This window comes from Duganella flavida, from assembly GCF_009857445.1.
GTDB lineage: Bacteria > Pseudomonadota > Gammaproteobacteria > Burkholderiales > Burkholderiaceae_D > Rugamonas > Rugamonas flavida.
Genome location: NZ_WWCN01000004.1, coordinates 309,178 through 332,282, shown reverse-complemented (window position 1 = coordinate 332,282; position 23,105 = coordinate 309,178). Strand labels below are relative to the sequence as shown.

The 23,105-nt window shown below is 56.2% G+C and carries 17 protein-coding genes; 9 read left to right on the top strand and 8 right to left on the bottom strand.

From position 1 onward, the window contains the following. Positions 1 to 158 precede the first annotated feature (158 nt). From GTP46_RS08380 to GTP46_RS08370, 3 genes are all read right to left on the bottom strand, one after another. Positions 159 to 542, bottom strand: coding sequence for a hypothetical protein (locus tag GTP46_RS08380; protein ID WP_161006159.1), 384 nt, complete (start codon positions 540 to 542; stop codon positions 159 to 161). Between the two features lie 823 nt (positions 543 to 1,365). Next, entirely contained in the window at positions 1,366 to 2,124 is a 759-nt protein-coding gene (locus tag GTP46_RS08375; RefSeq protein ID WP_161006158.1) for a substrate-binding periplasmic protein, read from the bottom strand. 105 nt (positions 2,125 to 2,229) lie between these two features. Next, positions 2,230 to 4,161, bottom strand: a complete 1,932-nt coding sequence (locus GTP46_RS08370) for a methyl-accepting chemotaxis protein (RefSeq protein ID WP_161006157.1) — start codon at positions 4,159 to 4,161, stop codon at positions 2,230 to 2,232. A gap of 456 nt (positions 4,162 to 4,617) precedes the next feature. Here GTP46_RS08370 and GTP46_RS08365 point away from each other — a divergent pair, with 456 nt between their 5' ends. Both GTP46_RS08365 and GTP46_RS08360 read left to right on the top strand, forming a co-directional pair. Next, positions 4,618 to 5,010: a nuclear transport factor 2 family protein gene (locus tag GTP46_RS08365; RefSeq protein ID WP_161006156.1), complete on the top strand. Its 393-nt coding sequence runs from the start codon at positions 4,618 to 4,620 to the stop codon at positions 5,008 to 5,010. 1,523 nt (positions 5,011 to 6,533) lie between these two features. After that, positions 6,534 to 7,298: a helix-turn-helix domain-containing protein gene (locus GTP46_RS08360; protein WP_161006155.1), complete on the top strand. Its 765-nt coding sequence runs from the start codon at positions 6,534 to 6,536 to the stop codon at positions 7,296 to 7,298. Here the strand turns inward: GTP46_RS08360 and GTP46_RS08355 are convergent. The 3 genes from GTP46_RS08355 to GTP46_RS08345 are packed head-to-tail and all read right to left on the bottom strand — an operon-like array spanning position 7,289 to position 10,015. Further along, complete coding sequence (locus GTP46_RS08355; RefSeq protein WP_161006154.1) at positions 7,289 to 8,029, bottom strand: alpha/beta hydrolase; 741 nt, start codon at positions 8,027 to 8,029, stop codon at positions 7,289 to 7,291. The genes GTP46_RS08360 and GTP46_RS08355 overlap by 10 nt on opposite strands. A gap of 58 nt (positions 8,030 to 8,087) precedes the next feature. After that, on the bottom strand, positions 8,088 to 9,029 hold the full coding sequence (locus tag GTP46_RS08350) for an AraC-like ligand-binding domain-containing protein (protein ID WP_161006153.1): 942 nt from the start codon (positions 9,027 to 9,029) through the stop codon (positions 8,088 to 8,090). Beyond that, a complete protein-coding gene (locus tag GTP46_RS08345; protein WP_161006152.1) occupies positions 9,023 to 10,015 on the bottom strand; it encodes an AraC family transcriptional regulator in 993 nt (330 codons plus the stop codon). The genes GTP46_RS08350 and GTP46_RS08345 overlap by 7 nt, the downstream gene beginning before the upstream one ends. Before the next feature lie 253 nt (positions 10,016 to 10,268). Between GTP46_RS08345 and GTP46_RS08340 the strand changes: the two genes are divergently transcribed. Both GTP46_RS08340 and GTP46_RS08335 read left to right on the top strand, forming a co-directional pair. After that, positions 10,269 to 11,273: a helix-turn-helix domain-containing protein gene (locus tag GTP46_RS08340; protein ID WP_161006151.1), complete on the top strand. Its 1,005-nt coding sequence runs from the start codon at positions 10,269 to 10,271 to the stop codon at positions 11,271 to 11,273. A gap of 2,209 nt (positions 11,274 to 13,482) precedes the next feature. After that, positions 13,483 to 16,233 (top strand): sensor histidine kinase, encoded by a 2,751-nt coding sequence (locus GTP46_RS08335; protein ID WP_161006150.1) that lies wholly within the window; start codon positions 13,483 to 13,485, stop codon positions 16,231 to 16,233. 1 nt (position 16,234) lies between these two features. Here GTP46_RS08335 and GTP46_RS08330 read toward each other — a convergent pair whose 3' ends face one another. Next, positions 16,235 to 17,005 (bottom strand): substrate-binding periplasmic protein, encoded by a 771-nt coding sequence (locus GTP46_RS08330; RefSeq protein ID WP_161006149.1) that lies wholly within the window; start codon positions 17,003 to 17,005, stop codon positions 16,235 to 16,237. A gap of 71 nt (positions 17,006 to 17,076) precedes the next feature. After that, positions 17,077 to 18,051: a catalase family peroxidase gene (locus tag GTP46_RS08325; RefSeq protein ID WP_229258845.1), complete on the bottom strand. Its 975-nt coding sequence runs from the start codon at positions 18,049 to 18,051 to the stop codon at positions 17,077 to 17,079. A 351-nt stretch (positions 18,052 to 18,402) separates the two neighbouring features. Here GTP46_RS08325 and GTP46_RS08320 point away from each other — a divergent pair, with 351 nt between their 5' ends. From GTP46_RS08320 to GTP46_RS08300, 5 genes are all read left to right on the top strand, one after another. After that, the gene (locus GTP46_RS08320; protein ID WP_161006148.1) at positions 18,403 to 19,080 is read left to right on the top strand and encodes a response regulator transcription factor; all 678 of its coding nucleotides are present in this window, start codon (positions 18,403 to 18,405) and stop codon (positions 19,078 to 19,080) included. 77 nt (positions 19,081 to 19,157) lie between these two features. Beyond that, the gene (locus GTP46_RS08315; protein ID WP_161006147.1) at positions 19,158 to 20,087 is read left to right on the top strand and encodes a catalase; all 930 of its coding nucleotides are present in this window, start codon (positions 19,158 to 19,160) and stop codon (positions 20,085 to 20,087) included. Positions 20,088 to 20,146: 59 nt separating this feature from the next. Beyond that, positions 20,147 to 20,851, top strand: a complete 705-nt coding sequence (gene folE, locus GTP46_RS08310; RefSeq protein WP_161006146.1) for a GTP cyclohydrolase I — start codon at positions 20,147 to 20,149, stop codon at positions 20,849 to 20,851. A gap of 41 nt (positions 20,852 to 20,892) precedes the next feature. Then, positions 20,893 to 21,195 carry a c-type cytochrome gene (locus GTP46_RS08305; RefSeq protein WP_161006145.1) on the top strand — a complete coding sequence of 101 codons (303 nt, stop codon included), beginning with the start codon at positions 20,893 to 20,895 and terminating at the stop codon, positions 21,193 to 21,195. A 31-nt stretch (positions 21,196 to 21,226) separates the two neighbouring features. Continuing rightward, positions 21,227 to 22,135 carry a catalase gene (locus tag GTP46_RS08300; protein ID WP_161006144.1) on the top strand — a complete coding sequence of 303 codons (909 nt, stop codon included), beginning with the start codon at positions 21,227 to 21,229 and terminating at the stop codon, positions 22,133 to 22,135. The last annotated feature ends 970 nt before the right edge of the window (positions 22,136 to 23,105 follow it).

Here is a 23,105-nt window from a genome sequence, read left to right as displayed (position 1 = left end):
ATCTAAGGTTGGCGTCAACGACAAATCGCCAAGTACTTACTTTTTCGAAATCATCAAATTTTGCCCAAGCAATTAAATTGTCAAAGTTTTGTAGTGGCGTGAGTGCGCGTCTGACGCCACCGCATCAAATGATTTGCTTGTTCTGATTTGGTGAACGCTTAGTAAAAAAATCTCATCTTCAGGTGCGTGAACATGCGCCAAGTTTCGTCACGAAACGCCTCGCCTGTCTCATCAACGACAATCCCAGACCAGCGAACCAAATAGTCCTCGAACTCGGAAAATATGCGATTCAGTTCAGCGATTTTCTCTCGCTGCGTATAAGTCATGCTTAATCTACACGCTCCTCGCGTCAGCTCTTCAAGCAGAGTTTCTGGCACGCAAAATTTATCGCTAATGATGGAAACCATTTTCGCCATCAGAAGCCTGCTGCCTACCGTGTCATTAATTGCCAGTGTTTCAATCAGCAGCCATTCCAATAAACGCACCCAGGTGCGATCATTGCCGTCGAAGAGCATCCCGTCCGAATTGCCGTGTAGCGTCATCTAATCCTCGTTCAATCACATAAAAGTACGACTTCAGAACAATAATCTCCACCCGCAGACCTTACCTAAGATGGGCGTGCCAATGTAAAGAAATTCCAGTGGGCCAACATCAGAATTCTCATCGGCGGCACGATGGCCTTGGGCTAGCAATTTTGGTCGTTTGCTTGCCGAACTGGTCAGGTCGAATTCGCCCTCCACGTGCGCGCAAACGCCGCGCCTCTGCGCTACGCCTGTGCGCGCCCTGCTGTTTCAGGTCAACATGGATTTGTTTTACCGTGCACCTTAGCTTGAACGATTGCGCTGCCCCGCTCGTGAACCTGGCCGATGGTGGGAAAGCGCATTGGTCGATGGTGCGTTTGGAGCACCGCTGAGCATAGGCCACTTCTACGGTCTGCAAGCGCAGACACCACGGAGAAGTGTCGTGCGCGATGCTCAAGCGCCCGGCACGGCCACTCAATGGTTCCTGGTCTCGACCGTACCAGCGGAGAAGAATGCCTAGGACTGCCATGCCTGTTACTCCCATTCCTCGCTCAACTCAATGTAATGAGCAGGATAGTGGCTGAAACGCACCGCAGAAGTCCCTGCAGATGAGCCGCTAAGCCGGCGCCTTATCAGCCGACACGGAAAACACCCTCGGTTCTGCGTGAAGCTGTCCCACGCTCACGGCACATTCGTAGGGACGTCGAATAATTAGGTCGGTTCATCACCTACCGTCTTATCAGCATACTGCTTGCACTACATTGCTAATTAGCCCCATTCGGGGCTTGCGGGCTGATAGGTAGTGTAGATTGGGGGTAGCAGGTTAGATGTGCACTGCGGATAGTCAATCTCGGCCGTCGGATGCCGACACATAGTTGGAAATGATCCGGTGAAATCGGCCGCGCGCGATCAAGCTGTCTACTGCAGCGTTCATTCGCTCAAACGAGATCTTGCTCGATTTTGAAAAGCCACACATGGCACTGAATTCTGAAACCTTCAACCTGAGTAGGGTCGCCATTTCGGGATGCGATTTGGTACGGTATTCCAAGCTCAGCTTATCAACGATCACGTAACGAAATCGCGCAGCCATTAATTTTTTGATTGCAATTTCAACGCTAGGCGAATCATCGCGTAAAAAATCCTTGCCCAAGACTTGCTCCAGCTCGGGATATTGATAGCCCATCACTGTGCCTATCTTCTCGCCTTTAAGTGCTAACGCGGAGGAGATGGGGGCAACCCCTACCCCACCTAAGATAAAGTTTTGGTTAGGAAGCAGAGGGTGACTCCAATTCAACGGCACCGGAATCCAGGCAGGTTTAGAGTGACAAATAGCGTCAACGCTCCCGTCCGCTAGGGCCAACCGCAGCCTTCGACGGGGCAGCGCAACGAACTTCGCTTGCATCCCAAGCTCGCGAGCAATCTCATCACCAAAATCCTTCAATATCCCGGTGATTTCACCATTGGGTCCGAAAAAAGCCAACGGTGGCGCCTTATCGTTAGACACAGAAAACACAATTTGCTCTGCATGTGCATCACTGTTGAATGCACTGACCACCAGCATCGTCAGCATGATGGATGTGGCGATATCAGTTGTTCGTCTCACGGCTTGGTTCCAAACGTAAATAGGTAGCTGGCACGATAGAGAAGCATGACCGCAACTGAGATAAGGTGCCTAAAATGCAGAGGCGCACGTCTAACAGAACAAGCTTCAGCTCAACGCGAACACTGAGACCGCGTTCGCCAAACTACCAGCCTGTTCTTTTAAAGACTCCGATGCCGCTGCCGACTCTTCCACAAGCGCTGCATTTTGTTGCGTCATCTCGTCGATTTGAGATATCGCTAAATTGATCTGCTCAATGCCCGCAGACTGCTCCTCAGTAACGCGCACGATGTCAGTCATGATCGTGTTGATGTTTTTAACGCTACCTAGAACGTCATTCATGGCTTTGCTCGCTTCTTCCGCATAAGTATTTCCAGTCTCTACCTTCCTAACGCTGTTACTGATGAGTTGCTTAATTTCCTTGGCCGCAGCAGCAGAACGATGAGCCAACACCCTTACCTCCGAAGCGACCACGGCAAAGCCACGACCTTGCTCTCCCGCTCTAGCGGCTTCTACCGCTGCATTAAGCGCAAGAATATTGGTTTGGAACGCAATGCTATCGATCACAGCAGTAATCTCTGCCACCCGACGAGAAGCCTCGTCGATTTCTGCCATCGTCGTCACTACCTGGTGAAACACTGAGCCAGTCTTAGACACGAGGTCAGCAGTGTTGCCAACTAAATCACCAGCTCGGCGTGCGCTCTGAGCATTCTGTTTAACGTTGCCGGTAACTTGCTCCATCGACGCCGCTGTTTGCTGTAGGTTGGACGCCTGATTTTCAGTTCTGGCAGAAAGATCATTATTTCCAATTAAGATGTCACCGCAAGCAGCGCCAATTGTATCGACGCTGCCTCTTACGTTCGTCACAATTGTGATGAGACCTGTATTCATGTCCCGTAGTGCCGCCATCAGTTGGGCTGTCTCGCTTTTTCCCGCCACACTAAATTCCGAAGTGAGGTCGCCCCGAGAAATTCGTAGCGCAACTTGAACCGCCTCCGTGAGCGGGCCGCATACAGAACGAGCAATTAACCAAGTCACGAGCACAGCCAAACCTGCCAAAAAACCCATGGCAGCAAGCATATACAGACGTGACACGCGCAAGTTGTCGACTTCTTCCTGAAGCACTCGCGTTAACTGTTTGGTGCCGGCGGTGTTAAATGCGAACTGAGCATCAATCGCCGCAGTCGCCTGCAATAAATAGCCACCGGCCGAAAAATCTAATTCTGGTGCGCGTACGATGCGCTTTTCTGCCAGTGCCAACAACTGCTCTAATTGCTCAGAAGCCTTATTCCAGGGCGTTTCAAGGCTGGCAGTTAGCGCCTGGTCGTAGGAGGCTGCCTTGCTGAAGGAGGATGCCGTCCTGCGCAACTGCTCCCGCGCTCTGGACAGGATGCCTCCCAGTGCTTCGCGTTCTTCGGCAGTGGCGGTTTTTCTATTCAACAGGCCGACCCCCATGGCGCGGGCTTTTCCACTTTCCTCAGTGAGATAAGGAAGGTTGTAAAACATCGTTTGAATAAGTTGATAGTTTTGAGGTCTGGAGTCCAGCTGCAACCCGAAAGTATCCGCAAGCAGATCGTTGGCGTCCAACAGTTTTCGCACCAGGTCAGTGTGTGCCGAGTAGCTCTGCGCAACAGTATATTTGCCGGCCGTAATCTGATTTCCTAGTGCAACCCAGTCACCATGTGCCTGCATCCATCTGTTCTTCAAGGCTGAATTGCCGATGGCGTTAATCACCTCTTCCATCCTACGGTACGCGAGGCTTGCCTCGGTCTGCTTGGTACTACGTTGATCTGCAGCGGCCGTGCTTCCCCCGGCCGCCAGCGCAGCAAGCCCGCGATGCTGCTGCGTTAGTTGAATGGTTCGGAACATCAATGCCATAGGCTGGATGCCATCTTGCTCCTTCAGCGCGCCCTCGATAGCATCATTGGTCAAGCTCATATACAGACTGGCAGGAATGGATGCGACAAGGACAGCAATGCTCCCAAGAATTGTAAATTTCTGCCACAGGCTTAGGCTATTCAATAGGAAAATGGCTCGCATTTTGTTTCTCCAAGTGCAATATTTATGGCTGCAGTACGACGCGCGCCCAGCGGCGTATACCGTGGGTAATCTTTGATCGTTCAGGACATGCCGATCTGCGTTGTATCCTGCTGTCTACAACCTGCCTGTGGATGGCTCAAAGGGTTCCCCGTGTCTACTATAGGGCCCGACTGCAATAACAAGTACCCTAGATCGGGGGAATCAACGGCTACTTAGGCGCTGAAAGACATGAATCAGGGACAGAGCAAAATCTCAATATGACAAAGGATTTATCGCCGTTTGCGTATCCGCACTATATTCTTAAATAATCTTTTAAAATAATTGGCTCTAAATAATTTTGTTAATTGGCGCTATAAATTATCTAAAATACATTATGAAATACCGCGCGATTCATGGCGTGTACTTAAATGTATTTTCTCTGCTATTATTAAATTTTTTAACCACATATCAAACACGATGCAAACCTCACTAGAAATTGTTAAAAAAGCCTATGAGTTGCTAGCATTGAAGGACATTGAAGGCTACCTTCAAATTCTTGATGAGAGCGTTGTAGTAACTCAGTCTCCATGTCTGCCATGGGGAGGCCGACACATGGGAATCGAAGGCGCACTCGCCTTTATCAAACTTGTAAAAACTCATATAGATTCACAAGTCTTTATCGAACAATTCGTTGTCGCGGGTGAAAAAATCTGTGTCATAGGCCGTACCAAGGGTGTCGTTTTAACAAATCAAAAACACTTCGATTGCAGGCTGGTCCATATCTGGTCAGTTAGCAATGGAAAGATCAATGGACTAGATGTCTTTATTGAAGATGCCGTAATGTTATCGGCATTATGCAGAAATGAATGACAGTGAAAGCGAATAATCCCACCTGCAATCTAAATTATCAGAACGCTCGGCATGGCGAGATTATTAATTTCGGTAAAATCTTCCCCGCTTAGCCACCTACCTTGCAAACGAATCTGCCCCACGGTTGGGACACAATCATGCTCACGACACTGAGCGGGGAATGGGTGTATTCAACGCGGATTGACTGGGCATTACTCGACGCTGGCACATGCGAGACAGTTCTATAGAGGAATAGCTAGGCGCCTCGGCAAGTCGCCAAACACCGCCCGGGGCTCTCTGCACTGGAAGATCCAAGAGCCAGCCCGCGTCCAGGCGCGCTAGCAGCGCGTCGTCGATGAGTACGCTTTGCAAGCTGCGGCCACCCGCAAGGCGCGGGCGAGGCGATGGTGCAAGCAACTGCGTACGCGGCAACCATCCACGCCAAATTGGAGAAGTTGGGATTCGAGGCAGGAACAGCAAGGGCGCCGCATACGCAAGCTCGCGGCGCCAAGGCTAGCATTGCGCTGGACCAGTTCGGCCAGCAAGTCAACAAGTTCGCTCGGAGTCACAAACAATCAAACAAACAACCCTGCGTGACTACAAACTCACCCACGCGGCAATAACGGCAGCATCTCATCGTGGCAAATGCGCCTGAGATTTTAACGCTACTTCTTTTGGAGCAGAGCATATGCCCTCGACGCAGACACTGCTTTTAGGCGGCACGATGACGGTACGCTCCGCTTGCCCGTCACGGTGGTCGACGTCAGTGACGCGCAGACCTCCGGCGTGCGACAAGTCTGAAGAAGTTTCGAACTGATAACGCAAGTCAGGTGCAAATTCTAAGGAGAGAGGTAGCGTGTTGCTCTCCCCGGCAGCGTGGCCAGGTGACTTTTGTATCGGGTCAGCGTGTCTTGTTACGATGATGTCGCCACCAGTTCCGATGAAAGAGAGGCCACACAAGCCCATTACACATGCGGCAAAGACATAGAGAGATTTCACTCTGCCACACCCTGGGCAAATCCCCAGACTGCTTTCACTGCTAGCGGATGGCTTGAATCCGCACCTTGGACAGCAGCCTTTCGAACGTTTCGACTTTCGCATAATCTCAAATCGTGTTGAACTGTTCAGTTGCTTCGATAAGATGACAGGTCTAGCCAGGGGAAACGTGGCTGGTCCTAGATGGCGACGCACAGCCGCCTGACCCTCTCCTATCTTAGCCCGGCCTGGTGGCGCTAAAATTGGCGCCCTCTTTTTTATCCAATGCGGCCCCAACAGTTTCGGGCCGCGTGTGTTCGCATCGAAGGCAAATGCTGCAGTTATTCGTACGCCTCATGAGTAAGATCTTGCGCTTTCGAAGTGCATGATCAGCCGCTCGATAACATGGTCATTGCGTTGGACTGCGGGCTTCACGTTGGGAACCAAACATGAGTTCCTCCCGGGTTTGTCATATACAGACGAATTAAGGAACAATCGCTGGCGCTTTAACAAAATTATCTTGCAGAGGTCGGTGGCACAATAAAAGCTAAGACTACAGGAGGCAGATCATGTTCAGCGACATCCATGCCATCAATCACAAAATGCACAGCAAAGCCTGCATCATCGTTGCGCACAGCGCATTGCTATTTGGCGCAGGTATCATCTCCATGCTGAAAGATGTCGGAGGCTGGGAAGTCCGCAGCTGGGATGGACTAGCAGGCCACATTCCCCTACTCGACCCGGCAACGGCAACCATTATTGTGGGGGATGCATCCATGCTGGCGAAGGCAATCCGCTCTGCCGAGTATGGCGCGGGCGCCCGCCAGCACCGCATGCTCCTACTGACCGAGGCGGACAGTGCTGCACAGCTAACCGTCTCTAGAAAAGTCGACGCCAGCATTCCGATCCGCTCGTCTCCCGATCAGTTGATCAATACCCTTCATCAACTGTCCCTCCTCGCTTTGCTGCCTGCACCGCCCCGTAGGGGCAACATTGATGCCCGTGGCGGGCTGGCACCCAGTGTCCTGAGAAAGGTGCGGGAATATATCATGGGTGGCCTGACCGAGCGGATTGAGCTGGCGGATCTCGCCAGAGTTGCCCGTCTCTCTGAATGCCATTTCGCCCGTGCATTCACGCAAAGCGTCGGTGTCTCTCCATGCCGCTTTGTCATGCAGTGCCGCCTGGACCGCGCATTGGCCCTGGTGAGTGAGACTAACTGGCCCTTTGCCCAGATAGCACTTGAGCTAGGCTTTTGCGATCAAAGCCATTTCACACGCATGTTTTCGCAGCAGCATGGCGAGACGCCGAGAGCCTACCGGCGGCGCTACCGCTGAATTTTCGACCAGCTGCCAGAGCGCATGCAATCAACCATCACGCGTCGGATAAACGCCGTGGTTTCAGTGACGTGCGACAGAAATGGCACGTGGCCCCCACTCACACACTCGGTCTGGGCACCGATGCGCAGGGATGTCGCGTGCTGCTCAGACGCTGGCATCAGTCTATCCTGCTCTGTGACCAAATACCACGTCGGCTTCTGATGCCATGAGGCTGCGGGCACTTTGGCATCATAGGCATCAACATGTATCGGCCGCTGCACTACGGCCAGTAGCGCGGCACTTGCTGGCGGCAGGTCTGGGGCAAACCACCTGGGCATAAGCGCCTGCGGAAACCAAAGAAAGCCGCCACTATCGCGTTTGAGAAGGGGCCAATATGCGAAGGGCCAGACGCCACTCAGTGATTCCGCTGTCGATTGCCCTACCTCTGGCGCTGACGCAGCAATATACACCAGACCGATAACCCGCTCAGCCTCGCCTGCCACCGTGATCACGGTGCCGCCCCACCCGTGCCCTACCAAAATAACCGGCCCATCTTCATTTGACACGATGCGGCATACTGCATCGACGTCGTCCTGGAGCGAAACCAAGGAGCACTGGGCGGCAACCACGCGCACACCATCCAGATGGAGACGCGCCGTTACCTCCAGCCAGCATGAAGCGTCTTCCCAAGCGCCATGCACAAAGACGACGGTCGGCACCGTGCCCCCGCTCAAAATATGTGTATTCATCCGTTCAGATTACGGTGAACGATTGGGCATGAATAGTAGGATTCATCCACAACTAGTATCAATTAGATGGGATGGAACCTACTGCGCGTTGCAAAGCAAATACATCAGAGAACCCCGCACGCTGGGCAATGTCTCCGTACGACAAGCTACTGAACGATGGAGACCGCAGCATTCTCAGCCCAACCTCTGTCCGCATCCGATTGAGGGCGCCGGTGAACGTTTGACCACATGCCGTCAGTGCATCAAGCACCGCCTCACTGCTCACATTGAGCTCGTACGCGATGTCGCACACATTCAGCATGGGCTCTGAAATGCGCTGCTGCATGCAGACAAGAACCTGGTCGCGGAAACCTCGCAGGTGGCCTAACTGGTGGCGGCAAGGCTGGTTTTTTTCTGCGGCGACCATGGCGAGCAGCGCCCCAAATTGATCCGCCAACAGCCCGTAATGAAGTGGCGCACGGACCGCCATCTCGGGTGATAACTGTGCCGCATACAAATTGAGGGAACGGCCGAACCCTTGGTCCAGCGCGATCCGTTTGCCAACGATGTCTTCTGGCGCGGCCAACCACCGGCGCACCCAGGCTTCACTCATCTTGAGGTGCACCATTTCAAACCGGGACGGCAGATTCAGGTCGTGGGCAAAGTTGGAATCGGTCAAAACGCCCTCACCAGCCTTCAAACAAAGGGGGCCAGCATGCTCGAGTGTCCAGGCTGACGACAGGTTGATCATGAAATGGAAGGTATGGGCCCCACTGCGCGCCAGTTCCAGCCGCCCGCGGTATGAACGATGCGCCGAACCGGACTGGCGGAGCACGGAAAAACCGCCGGACAACTCTGCGGCCGACATATGAAAATGAAAATCCCGCTCTTTATCGATCGCAACATTTAACGGAACGATGGCTTTTCCCAATTCGTCAACCAGGCCCGCCCACCGGTCTTCCGGCGCCAGCGTGTCAGTTGACCAATGCGTAACGACAGGCGATTTGTCCGGAGTCAGCATGCCAGGTCCTCCTGCAGCACGACGTCACGCAGCGCCGCGCGGCGGATCTGGGTCGGCGTGAGGCCACTGCGGGCCCGCACCACTGAGCTCAGATGTGACGCATCGCAAAATCCTGCACGGGTTGCGATTTCAACCATCGTCAACCGCTTGCACAAGGCACTGCGCAACATAGCAAGCGCCTGGGTGTAACGCATGGTCGTCAACGTCGCGCCGAACGTCGTTCCCACACGGGTGAAGCAACGATGAAATGACCGCAAAGGCATATTCACGCACGCAGCGATATCTGCTGCGGTCAGCGATGGCGAGCAGCACTGCTGCTGCATGACATCCTTGATCCGTTCGATCGGTCCGGGCGATATCTTACGCGGCTCAGGCTGCGGACTGCTCAACTCCTGGGCAGTCAGTGCCAGTAATGCGCCAAGGTGGTCCACCAGCATCGACAGTGGCAGTGGCGAGCTCGCCAGAAACTGCGGAGTCAGCGCGCTCGCATAGGCATTCAGTGCTTGCCCCCAGCCCGCAGTGGAACGCACCTTGAAGCCGGCAAGCGCCGACGGCGATGGTAGCCACTGGCGGACCCAGCTCTCGGCGAACTTGATGTGTTTGTAGTCGTAGTCGGAGGGACTAGCGATATCGACGACGTACTGCGAATCGACGAAAATGGCCTCGCCGCGCGCAACCCGGCTGCGGCCGCGGTGATCGATAGTCCAATCGGTGCGGCTGTTAAGGATGAGGTGGAAGTGGTGCGCGGTACTACGGGCCAAATCACCGGAGTCGGTATAGCAGCGGTGCGCACTACCCTGCTGGCGCAGAAACGAAAGCCCGCCAAGTTCCATGAGCTCCAGATGGGCGGCAAACTCAGTACTCGGCGGCCGTTCAAGCTGCAGTGGCACGATCGAGGAGCTGAGTGCATCCGCATAGTAGTCAAGACGCTGCTGCGGCTGGACATCGTTGGTTGACCAGTTCATTACGGATAACGATGCGCTCATACTTGCTCCCCGGCGCCACCACCGCCCGCGAAGGCCAGTTTACGCGCATATTTGGTCATAAGTATCGTTCAGATCTTCCTGGCCGACTATGATGACTGTGCCACCTCTGCCTCGATTGTAGCCGTTGCGCGCCAGCCAGGCGTTTTAACGCGCGATTCGGTGTGAAATAGCAACGACGATTGCTGGGCACACGAGTAAAGGCGTTATGATGGGTACATCACATAGTCGCTTGATTGCACGGAAGGAGGGAGCGATGCAGACTAGCGATATGCAAGAGTTCCGCGCCGCCACCGTCCACCGATGGTCCACCGACGACTTGCCTGCCACCAGTACCACTGAGACATCGGCCGCCTCATTTGCGACTGCGATCGCCCTCAATAGGGCGCCCCAAATTGAAACCATCTCGCACGGCGGCTTTCGGGTGGCGACGGAGCGTCTGGATATCGGTCCACTGTCGATCATTCGCCAATCAGGCAGTGCGCACCGGGAAATCCATCCGGCTATCGGCTTCGGCGGTCCGGAGTCAGTGCAATATAGTTTGATGGTCAATGTTCAGTCTGGCTGGACAATAGGCTGGCCGGAACCGGTTTTCCTTCACGCTGGCGAAGGTATCTTGCTCGACTCGGCTGCGGACATCGTAATGGGCTTCCCCGATAATCATGAGATATCCATCATCCGCTTTACCGAGGCGTGGCTACGGGGATGGTTGCCGGTGCCTGCAGACATGGTCGGGCGCCCAATTAGGGCGGATCACAATTGGGGCCGCTCGCTAACCTCTTTTGTCGGTCTGCTCCGGCCTGCGATGGTCGGCCGGTCCGCTGTCCCGATCAACGCTTTGCTCGATCAAGTTGGCTCGTTGCTGGCATTGACAGCATTTGAACTCCAGCAGCTGCCCATGCGTGAGCCGATGCGTGAGCCGATCGATCTTACGCAGCGCATTTTGGTGCTCATTGTGCAGAGGTGCGCCGAAACCGACTTGTGCGCTGACGATATCGCACAAGCCTTGAGTGTTTCTACCCGCACCCTTCACCGGGTGCTGGCAAAGTCTGACGCAGCTTTCGGTGCTCTATTGATTACAGCACGGGCACGTGCAGCCCAACGCATGCTTGAGTCGCCGCTATTTAATAAATTTACTACCGAACAAATCGGGCATCGCGCAGGATTCAAGGACCAATCGCATTTTATCCGAACCATGCGTGACAAGTTTGGGGCGACACCGACCAATATGCGCCGGAGCTCACAGGACCATACCACCTGAGTTCAGCAGAAGTCGTAGTGACAATCACGCATCCACTGTTGGATGGCGCGAGTGTTTCCCCAGTTCGACATGCTACCCCTGCTTGCGGTGATTTCCTGCGCCAGCGCTCCCACTGCAGCACAGCATCTCTGCTGAGTCCACAGCTGCATCATCAGCTGCTGCCCTGCTTAAGCGGGCAGTGTCATGTTTTTGCAGGACATCGGCCAGTAACCAACGGTCGGCCAATTCATCCTATATTCAAGCAGGGCTAGTGTCGCGCCATCGGCTACCCCCTTGCGCTCTGGCCAGCGGCCCCCACCCCACCATCGGAACCAGATGTCGCCCCATTAATCCTAGCGCAGCAGCGCTGTCCTGATGCCCGAAGCACCTTTATCACCCGGCGAGCGCCAGCCTGTCCTGCGCCCTCTGAAGCCGCAGAACAGCCAAGCGCTGCGCTGGCCAAGTACTCAGCTGGATCAGGCATAAGCCGTTCGAGGCGGCCCAGATGTCGGCCGGGCTGCAGCTGGTACCGAGGAGAAGCATAGCTATCAGCCGCTGCGACAGCTTGGGGAATACGGCCTTCACTCGCGGGCAGCGCCCGAACAATTTGGCTGGCAGCGCAACTTTCAGGCAAGTCGTCATTCGTCAAACGATGGCCACACCATCGGCGAGGTCGAGGCATCTCGACAAAGGCATAACGGGTGCTACTGGTCGCGGGCCGAGCCAGGCGACAACATCTCCGCCTTGTCTGGCGCTGCATTGGCTCGATTGAAATGATTCAGGCTCGCCACTATGGATAGCGCCTGGTACGATCGCCAACGCCGGTGAAGCCGGCATTGCCATCTCCATACCGTCCTGAAGTGGGAACAGGAGATCCGGATAAGCGACGTGGTCAGCCTGCATCGACCCAATCTGCGCGACAGGCACTTGCTGATCTGCCCATACGGTTCATGCGCAAACGCACGTTACTGCGGGAGCGAGGCGGATGCATGGGCCAGCTGCCCAAGCTGTCGCGCCCGATGGGGTGGGACCTCATGCTGACAGGCGCCGGCCCCCCCGGGTTTGCAGCCTCGGCACACGCGGCGTCACCAGCTAACCATGTGCTCATACTGGAAACCCGCGTCTATGATGGCCTAGCTGACTCGCCCCCACATCTAAAATTATATGGGCTCCGCCCAGCGGGCGCCTCTTGCGCGGCACGCGCCACGCGCCACGCGTGCCTAGCGACAGTCATAGCAATTCGGTGCAAAACTTGCGGTCCTGGCGCCAGCGCGCCGACTGCGGTGGGACGAGTATCGCGCTTGCGTCGGGATGTAGGATAGTAAGGCGCGCCTGCAGGCGCGCGCCCGGGTCTGGAGCTGCGGCAGCAAATATCTGCGGCCGGATCGCACGTGCTCTGGCAAAATTTGAAGGCGCGGTGTGTGCTATTTAGCTCCCGATTGGAGACACGCCTTTGCAAAGGACGTGAAGTCGTGATCGTCGGCAGCGGGCATGCCGCCAGCCTGGCGGTCTTCTGGTCTTCATGCCAGTCTCCTCCATATCGTAGTAGGCCGCTGATCTGCTTTGCCCCCCGGTCGACCGGAATCAACGTGCTCCCACGGGGCAGGTGTCCGCAGCATGTGTGCGATTAGCGAGCCAGGCGCCGGATCCACTCAGCGCATCGCCACCGCCGGATCGCGGCCCTGCTCACAGCAGTCGACCACAAATTGGCCCAGCAAAATAATACCAAATTGGACAAGGCAATTTAGCACGGCGAATTGCTACAATTTTGCTCATGCCGCGAATAACCAAGCGGAAGTTTTGAACACGGCAATTGACAACCAGATTGTGCCCAAGCCCGGTCTATTACGCGCGTCGAGCCGCTGCCCCCAGGCAGCGAATAACAGCAGCTTTCTTCAATAGCGGAAGCCTGCCGTTGAATAGAATGGAGTGAACCAAGCCGTTGCTACCGAGATCCCACATGCTGCGTAGGCTGCTAACTTGTACCGCATTGCTCTTCGTCGTGGCCACTGCTCCAGGATGCGGACATGCTGCAGCCGATTCCGTCATCCCACTTGACCAATACACCCATACCACGTGGCGAACTCAGGAAGGTGCGCCAGCGGAAATTGAAACTATCGCCCAAACCCCTGACGGCTGGCTTTGGCTGGGAGGACGTTCAGGACTGTATCGGTTTGATGGCGTGCGGTTTGAGTTGTACCGGAGCCGGGATCAGCCTGGGCTGCCCAGCATGCCTATTGCATGCTTGCTCGCGCTAGAAAATGGCGACCTCATTTTAAGCCACTACGGCGGTGCTCTCAGCAAGCTGCATATCGATGGCAAGGTGGACCAGCTCATGCCTCTCGACTCCACCTATGGCACTGCCAATGCCCTGGCGGCTGACACCGACGGCTCGCTCTGGTTTGCCGGCGATCGGGGTCTATTTCATCGCGTCGGTGACACCTGGGAATCCATCGGCAAGCGGCAAGGCTATACCGATGGGGCTGCGGCCAGCGTTTTGCTGGACCAGTACGGACAACTCTGGGCGCTGGGAAAGACCGCCCTATTTCGCTTGAACCGGCAGCGCGGCCGCTTTGAGAACGTGCGTCTGAGCCTGCGCACATCCGGAGGTGCGCTGATTGCAGGAGCCAACGGCGAACTATGGATTGCCGATGCTCAGCGGTATAGCAAAGTTCCGGCGACGCTGGCGGGGACATTCGCGCCCACGCCTTCATTAAAAATCGCCCGCTCATCGCAGGGATCCGGTCATTTTGACCAGCATGGCAATCTGTGGTCGGAACGCAGTAACGGCGGGCTGGCCTATCTGCCGGCAGCCTATACGGCAAGTGCAGGTTCGACCATCAATCCCAACCTTGGCGCAGAAAAAAATGACCAGGCCTGGCTGCTGTCCGGCACCGAAGTGCTGGCCGTTTTGGAGGATATTGAAGGCAACATCTGGGTGTCGACATCAGCAGGTCTGGAGCGCTTTACGCCGAATAAAGTCAGTCCCGTGAAGCTAAACGGAGCCAGTCCCTTCCTGTCGATGGCGACTGATGTCGACGGGCATGTCTGGGCTAGCGATATGAAGTCTGGCAAGGCATGGCGTCTAGATGGTACCGGCAAAGCGGTCGGCGCGCCAAGCGGGCCGTATAGCGTGATTTCCACTGCCGCTGATGGTGCCCTGCTGCTCGCCGGCCCCAGGAGCATCGAGTCACGCGGGCGCAGCGGGAACACGCTGTTGCAATTGCCCCGCGACTTATCCGGTCGCGCCACAGATCTGCATGTTATGGGCATGCTAGACGATGGCAAGATTCTTTGGGTCACTACGCGCGCCAATGGACTGATCGCCTGGACTCAGGGGCACTGGCTGGGCCGTGACCAATTCAATCTGCCGAAGAACCTCCACATCGCGGTAAAAGGCGGCTTGGGCCAGCTGTGGCTGGGCTGTACCGACGGCTCCTTTTACCTTTACGACAACGATGAACTCCGCCGCTACGCGGCGCCGGCAATAGGCATGCCGTCCGGTCTTTCTGCTGGCCAGGACGTGATCGCTGCAGGTGAGCTAGGATTAGCCGTTCTTCGCGGCCATGCATTCCGCCTGCTCAGGGCCTTTGACCCTGAGGTGCTAAAGATGATTACAGGCATCATGCGCACGGCGGATGGCGATTACTGGTTCAATGGTGCCAAGGGCATAGTCCATGTGCGCAATGATGACTGGCTGCGCAATCTAGAACATCCGGAGCAGCCACTTAATTACGAGCTGATCAATGCCGCAGATGGTTATGCTGGCGCAGCAGCGACCGCAACACGCCTTCCCAGCATCTTGCATAGTCCTGATGGCCAGCTTTGGTTCCTGACTTCCCGTGGTGTCTTTCGCATGGATCCAACCCGGTTTCCGATGGAAACCGTGCGCGCCCCGGCAACAATAGTCCAGCTGCGCGCCGGCAATGATCGCTTCGAGCCCGCCAATCACATGCAGCTTCCTGCGCAAGCTCAGAACTTAAGCATCGACTACACCGCACTTGCGCTGGGCCGGCCGCAACAGGTCAAATTTCAATACAGGATGAGCGGCGTGGATCAGTCCTGGGTAGAAAACGGTACAAGCCGGACGGCAAGCTATGCCAATATTCCGCCGGGATCTCATACCTTCATGCTGCGCACCTATAGTATCGACGGCGTGCAAGGCGACGAAACCGCGGTGGTGTTGGAAATCGCGCCAACCATCACCCAATCGCTGCAGTTTAAGCTGGGCTGTACAGTGGCGGCGCTGATGCTGGCCTGGATGGCTTATGACTACCGGCGCAAGCAGCAACTGGCGCGCTATGAGGACAGAAAACAGGCACAAGTGACAGAACGCGAACGTATCGCCCGTACCCTGCACGATACCTTTTTGCAGAGTGTGCAAGCCACTGTCTACAGTCTGAACGCGGCGCTAATGGGTTTGCCCGCTGACGCTGCAGCGCGCAAAGATCTGGAACTAGCCCTTGATCAGGCACAGCATGCAGTACTTGAAGGACGTGAGCAGGTATGTGACCTGCGCCGTAATACGGCTACCAGTTTGGAGTTGGCGGTCACCAAGACGGCTAACCAGCTGATGGCCGTGGTCACCGGGATCAAGTTTGCCATCGAGGTTCATGGTGAACGCCTGCCTCTGCAATACCAAGTTGAAGAGGAAGCCGCAGAAGTGGCTGGCGAAGCACTGCGCAACGCTTTCAGGCATTCCCGCGCTACCAAGGTCAGCCTCCATATTGCTTATGGTCGGCGGCAATTCCAGCTAACGGTGTCGGACAACGGCTCGGGTTTCACTCCCCACCTGGTGGCGAATGGCGAACAGCAACAGCATTGGGGTATGACGGGCATGCGCGAACGGGCGGCGCGCATCGGCGGTCTACTTCAGGTGCAATCCAACCAGGGGACCGCCATTCAGCTGACCATCCCCGCCCGACATGCGTACACCCACATCCTACGGAGCTGGCTGCATCGGCAGTTGCGCCGTGCCTAAGCTAGCGGTCGGCGCTGGCGTAGGCCTTCCTGCAGGCCGGAATTTGCGCATTAAAGCGGCTGAGAAATCCGGGGTGGCGGGCCAAAAATACCTTGCTGAAAAACACGCGCTGCGGCGTGCTACGTACCGGAACGATTTTTATCTCGTCGAGGTTGATTTTGAGCTCCTGGGCTGCATGTCTGAGCGCCAGGTCAGAACCGATGATGGCATCTGCTCTTCCCGCCATAAATGCCCGCAACAGGCGCTTGTCAGTTTGAGAGCTCAGCACAATGTGGTATTGCTCCCTTTCGAGCATTTTGAGACGGGCCGATCCGAAATGGGCGCCGACCTTGGCCTGCTGTTTAAATTCTGCGGAGCTTGGATCCAGCTTGCTGTCAGCACGCAGATACCACACCCATTGCTGATCTGCGATAGGCAAGCTGCCTTGCGTCCAATCGACACGGTCTGGACGGTCAGACGCCGGAAAGAAACCATCCAGCTGGTCATTTTTCGCCATAACCTGGGCCCGCTCCCAAGGGTATACCGAGAGAGAGTAATGCTGCTCCATACCCTTCATGGTACAGCTCACGATTTGCACCGCCAAACCATTAAAGCTGCCGTCCGCTTGAAAATAGCCATAGGGTGCACGATCCTGCGTACCAAGGCGAACTACTTCCGCTCCGGGCGCGGCATAAACAGCGGCAGCAACCAAGTTAAATAAAAGAATGACCAGTATGCCCCCACACCGTAGGCGATGGCCTGATATCGGCTGGCAGTTCGAATTCGGCATCATGGAGCACCTCCCAGGCAATCACAGAGCGTCGAGTGCGCCGGTAGTCAAGGAAGGTCTCCTTAACCTATCGATTACTCGCTTTTTCGGCGCGCCAGTGAGACAGGATACGCTGCTTTGCGCGCGGCAAAGATCTCATCCGGGGGTTCGCCGATGCCGGCAGCCAGATTACCAGGCACGAAAATAGAATCGTCGCATGGCTGGTTTTCCGACAGGGCGGTGATCGTGACCGTGCCCAGAGCGACCGCTGGACGATTATCTTCATCCGGCCAGCGTACGGTGACGTCCATCGTGGGGTCGCCTGGCTGGTCCAGCAGCGCCAGCACCTGCAGCTTGATGCCGCCGGCCGCCAGGCGCGCCTTGATGTCCTGGAACAGGAAGTCCTCAGGCTTGGTCTTTGCCTCCTCTTCGGTCAGATTGACGTCGCCGTCGACGGGCACCACTTTAAATTTGATGAAGCGCTTCTGCCCCTTCGAATTCGTGGCTGGGAAGGCGTGTACCCCCCAGTAAGTCACCCCCGCGAAACTGCCTGGCATAGGTTTGGAGGCAACAAAATGCGCCTGGTTGAGCGTCTCAGGATTCTCGGCGGAGAAAGCTTTTACCTTGTCAGCATCTGGCTTGCCGTCCGGTCCCGGGGCACGGGCTTTCAGGAAGCCCAGCATTTGATCCGTCGATTTCGCGAAGTGTACTGGTGCGTTCTCGAACAGGATATCAGTGCTGTTTTTCCCTTCGCCAAGCTTCATGCTGAAGCCGCGCAACACTGCTTTGTTGGTGTCCAACACCTTCGGATTGCCGCCGCCAACGGAAAAGCGCGCCAGCACCATGCCAGGCTTGGTAAAGCTGGCCGACTTGGTGACAGACGCTGCGTCTGTCGACGGGGTATAGTTGCCACGCACGCATTGGCCTTTAGCGAAACTGGCGCGCGCCCCCTTGGGATTGCCGGCATTGGTTTTCAACGCGTCCACGATCGCGACAGGATCTGCGGCCCAGACCGACTCAGCCCCAATACCCAGACCCAGCAGCAGTGCCATCGTCAAAGTTGGTTTCATATCGTCCTACCTTCCTTTATTGAATTGTCAAGGCCAACAGCGCCACGCCCAGCGTGCAGCAGACGCACAGCAAACGAAACCGGTCCATATGACACTCCTCACTCATTGGAATTTACTTCGGTAAGCACCATTGCTCACTGGGACAAAGTTTAGGCAGCCTGGGTACAGCCAAGTCAGCCCCATACGGGGGGAGTGTGGAAGTTTTTTCAAGCAGATGTGACGTGGAAGATACGGTGAATTTTTACAGGCTCAGGATTGCAAGGTTTTGCAAATATTCTACCGATCGAGGTGAGCTGATATCGCTATACTGCCAGTATGATGCAAAGCCACCACTCCTCAGGAGACTTAGCCATGCCTTACCATCATCAGCCCGAGACCAAGCCAGCAAATGGCCTTCCGATACGGATCTTGATCGCCGACGACCACCAGCTATTGCGAGAGGGCTTGCAAGCGGTGATCGCCAAAGCTGCTGACATGACCCTGGTCGCCACAGCGAGCAGCGGTGAAGAGGCAGTCGAAAAATTCAAAGCGACGATACCCGACGTAACACTAATGGATGTGCGTATGCCCGGCATGGATGGCCTGGGCGCGATCGAGGCCATCCGCGCCTTTAACAGCAACGCCAAAATCATTGCCCTCAGTACCTACGCGGGAGACGCCCTGGTCAGGTCCGTGCAACGACTCGGAGCGCGCGGCTATCTTTTGAAGAGCATGCTTGCCGAAAAAATGTTCACAGCGATACGCGATGTCCACGCGGGCTGCATGTGTTGGCCTCCAGACGATGGTCGCGGCATGATGAGAACCAAAGACGAGCTGTCGCCGCGAGAGCGCGAGGTCATTCACTTCGTCGCCTGTGGCGGAACCAACAAAGAGATCGGGCTACACCTTGGCATCACTGAAGAAACCGTCAAAGGATATATGCGCTCCATTCTCCCCAAACTGGGCGCATCAGACCGTGCCAACGCTGTCGCCATCAGTTTGCAGCGGGGTATTTTAAATGCGTGGGAACTTGAAGCAACCCCCCGTTAGCGCTCCCCCCGATATAGGGTTGCTGCAGCGGTGAGGCGCCGATAAACTCAATCAGGTCCGATCAATGGAGACCTGCCATGCACCTCCCGCCCCTCCCTGATTCCGCCGTCCTGGTGGACGCCTTGCACGCGGCCTATGGCAGGCATGCCAACCGGCGCGCCATGCACCCGGAAGGGTTGAGCGCATTGGGTCGCTTCGTTCCAGCACAGGGCTTGAGCGCCTTTATCGATAGTGCCTTCTTCTCGGTACCAAGCATGCCGGCAGTCTTTCGCTTTTCAGTGGGGGGCGGCGATCCGCGTCTGTCTGAGGCCAGCAGGACCGTGCGTGGGATGGGGGTACAGATGAAGGCTGTCGGCCAACAATACGACTTGGCCCTGATCTCCGAGCCGGTCTTTTGCGCAGCCACTCCGCACTCATTCCTCGCCTATCTCCGAGCACACGCGCCCGACCCGATGAGCGGACTGCCCAACCCGGGCAAGATTGCAACGCATCGCGCGGCCTATCCGGGGGAGTCGCGCCAGTGCGCGCTGCTGGCCTCCCACACTGCCCCCGCATCTTACGCGACGACGCCCTACTACTCCACCCATGCTTTCTGGTTTGTTGGCAAGCAGGGAAAATTGAGCGCGGCGAGAATTCTTGCCTACCCAGACGTCGGTGTGAAATACCTCTCACTGGCCGAGGAGTCCCATCTACCCGGGCGCTTTCTAGTGCGCGAAATGGATGAACGGCTACTTCACGGCCCCATAGGCTTCACGCTATACGCCATCTTGCCAGCAGCGCAGGACTCGCTGGATGACTGCAGCCAGGAGTGGCTTGGCACCGAGTCGCTGATGCTTGGCCGCCTCCAGGTCGAAGCCCTGTGCGACGACGATCACGGTCTCTGCTTTATTCCAACCCGCCTGCCAAGCAACATGGCGGCCAGCGCCGATCCGGTGCTTGCCGCGCGCGGTGACGCCTACGAGTTATCCGAACTGCAGCGAACCATCGACCGCCACCTCAGCCGTTGACTTCCGACATCAGGACGCTGCTTAGTCCGCTGAAATTCCTGCTGAAAGAAAGGAAAAAAATGAATTCCCGAGACGCATCACTGTCGCAAAATCTCACACCAATTTCTGTGCAGATCACACGGCGGCTGCAGGCAAAAAATATTCGCTTCTACGCCAACGATAATATCGCGGATCACCTCTGTGCCGGTGAACTGGAGTTGCTCGTCGATGAAGTCGCAGGACACTTTCAACGTGCGCTCGAGTCGTTGGTTATCGATACCCACAATGACCACAACACCAGGGACACCGGTCACCGCCTAGCCCGCATGTTCGTGACCGAAGTCTTCCGTGGCCGCTATGTCGGTATGCCAGCGGTCACCACCTTTCCCAATATCGCACAGCTCAATGAGCTGATGATTGTCGGCCCCATACACATCAACAGCGCTTGCTCTCATCATTTTTGTCCGGTAATTGGCAAGCTTTGGATCGGTGTCATGCCAGATGCTGACTCCAGCCTCATCGGCCTATCGAAGTACGCGCGCATTGCCGGCTGGGTGCTGAATCGTCCGCAAATCCAGGAAGAAGCTATTCTGCAGCTGGCCCAAGTACTCACGGCAACGTTGAAGCCTAAGGGCCTCGCGCTGGTACTCGACGCCGATCATCTGTGCATGCAGTGGCGCGGCGTGAAAGACGGCGAAGCCAAATTCACCAACAGCGTCATGCAGGGCTTGTTCTTATCCAACTCGGACCTGAGAAAAGAGTTTTTATCACTGATCAGGCGCTGACCCACACCCCCACCACCATCAAGCTCAAGGAGGATTCCACCATGTACAAGCTAATTGCAACTGGCTTTGTGTTTATCGCCTATGCGTCATCCGCGCTAGCAAATGAAGAACTGGCCCAGAAGAAGAACTGCCTGGTCTGTCACTCTGTGTCCAACAAAATTGTAGGGCCGGCGTACCAGGATGTCGCAAAAAAATACGCCGGCGATAAGAAAGCCGAAGCGATGCTGGTGAAAAAAGTGATCGCCGGCGGCAGCGGCGTGTGGGGTCAGACGCCCATGCCCCCAAACAACATCACCGAGGCCGAAGCGCACACCCTGGTGCGCTGGATACTCGCGCAGAAGTAAGCCTATAGTCACTCAACAAACGGAGAGCTTTATGACTACCCCAGTATCCGGCGCCGCCTTCATCAACGCCTTGAACAACACGTTCGGCCGCCATCCCTTGGCCCGCGCCTCGCATCCTAAAGGGGTGTGCGCTAGCGGCAAATTCACGCCCGCAGCGTCGCTCAACAAACTGCTTGCCTCGCCATTGTTTGATGGCCGCGCACTGCCTGCACTGGTGCGTTTTTCGGTCGGCAGCGGTAACCCGAACATTTCCGACTCGGCGCGCGTCGTGCGCGGTATTGCATTCACGCTCACTGGCGGCCGCGAGCGCTACGACCTCATCATGCTGTCGGAACCGGTATTCTTTGCTGCGACCACCGCATCCTTCCTCAGCTTTATGGCGGCACGGATCGCCGACCCGGCCACCGGCAAGCCAGACCCTGCGAAAGTCGCAGAGCATAACTCCCGCTATCCGGACGGCGTCAAACAACCGGCACTGATTGCCGCCCATCCACCGACGCGCTCATTCCTGACGACAGCTTACTTCTCGAACAACGCGTTTTGCTTTATCGATGCCAGTGGCAAGGTGACGACCGCTCGCATTGCGGCTGAACCCGTCCTGGGCGTGCAATACCTGTCTGAGGCAGAAGAAAAAGACGCCCTGAAGTCTTACCTGTCGGCAGACCTGGCGCAACGGCTGGAGGCCGGCCCGGTCCAGTTCACCTTATATGCACTGCTGCCAGCGGACGGCGATTCACTGGTTGACTCAACAGCGGAGTGGATTGGTGCGGAACGTATCGTGATGGGCACGCTGGAAATTCAGGCAATGGCAGCGGCTGAAAGCTGCGATACACACACCTTCATGCCACTCAACCTACCCAAGGGCATTGAGCCATCAGAAGATCCCATTCTGGCGGCGCGGCCCGGCGCCTACGCCGTCTCAGTGACACGCCGCACCTGAGCGATAAACGCGGAGGCATGTCCTGCAAGCCTCCGCGTCGGGCTGCATCCAACACGCGTTCAACGTTCTGTTCCGACGTTGCGTATCGACCAGGAGTGGGTGCCTGGCCGCAGTCCACAGTTCGCCCTGCGCTTGCCGGTTACGTTTGTTAAGCGTCATCGGCCACGGGCATTGCACAGTGCGGCCATCAACTGGTCGCAAACATTACAAAATCCAGCGCAGTTGGAAGAACAGTCCCGTCCACGAGGGAGCGCTGGCGTAATGCCGCCTGAGTTCGCGTCGTTTGATGATGCTTAGGTCGCTACAGGAAAAACCGCATCTTTAGCCGTATGAAGATACGCCAGGTTTCATGACGAAATAGATTTGCATCGTGTTCGATTCGTGCGTAACGCCAGCGTCGAAGATAAACTTCAAATTCAGCAAACAAGCAGTTAAGTTCGACCATCCGTTCGCGCTGGGACTGCGACCGGCCTTGCGGCTGCGCACGCTCTGTCAGTGGGCCCCGCAGAGTAACTGGCGCACACGACCTGGCACTGGCCACTCCGTGCATCTGGGCCAGTAGCAGGCTACTGCCAGCTGCGTCGTTGATTTCGCAAGCATCGAGTAGCAACCATTCGATTCGCCGCAGCCACGTCGCACAACTGGCATCACACCAAGCGTGGTGTGGATCGTCTTCCGCTTTTATGTTGCTGTCGATTCGGCTCAATGCATCGTTTTCCCAAAGTGAATCCCTGCGCCCACGCTGCTATCTGGCGCCCCATGCTCCATAGCGTAACGCCGTCAGACGCAGACGCCAGGCGCATCGTCTTGCTTGCTACGACTGCAGTACCCGACAACTTTATCCGCCCCACCCCTTCCAATGTAGAGAAATTTTAGGGGGCCAAGCTACGCCATGAAAAACTTCAGTAACATTCGCGCGCACCAGACGACTAACCATACATCGCCGGCCAGGACGCCGGCATCAACGCCC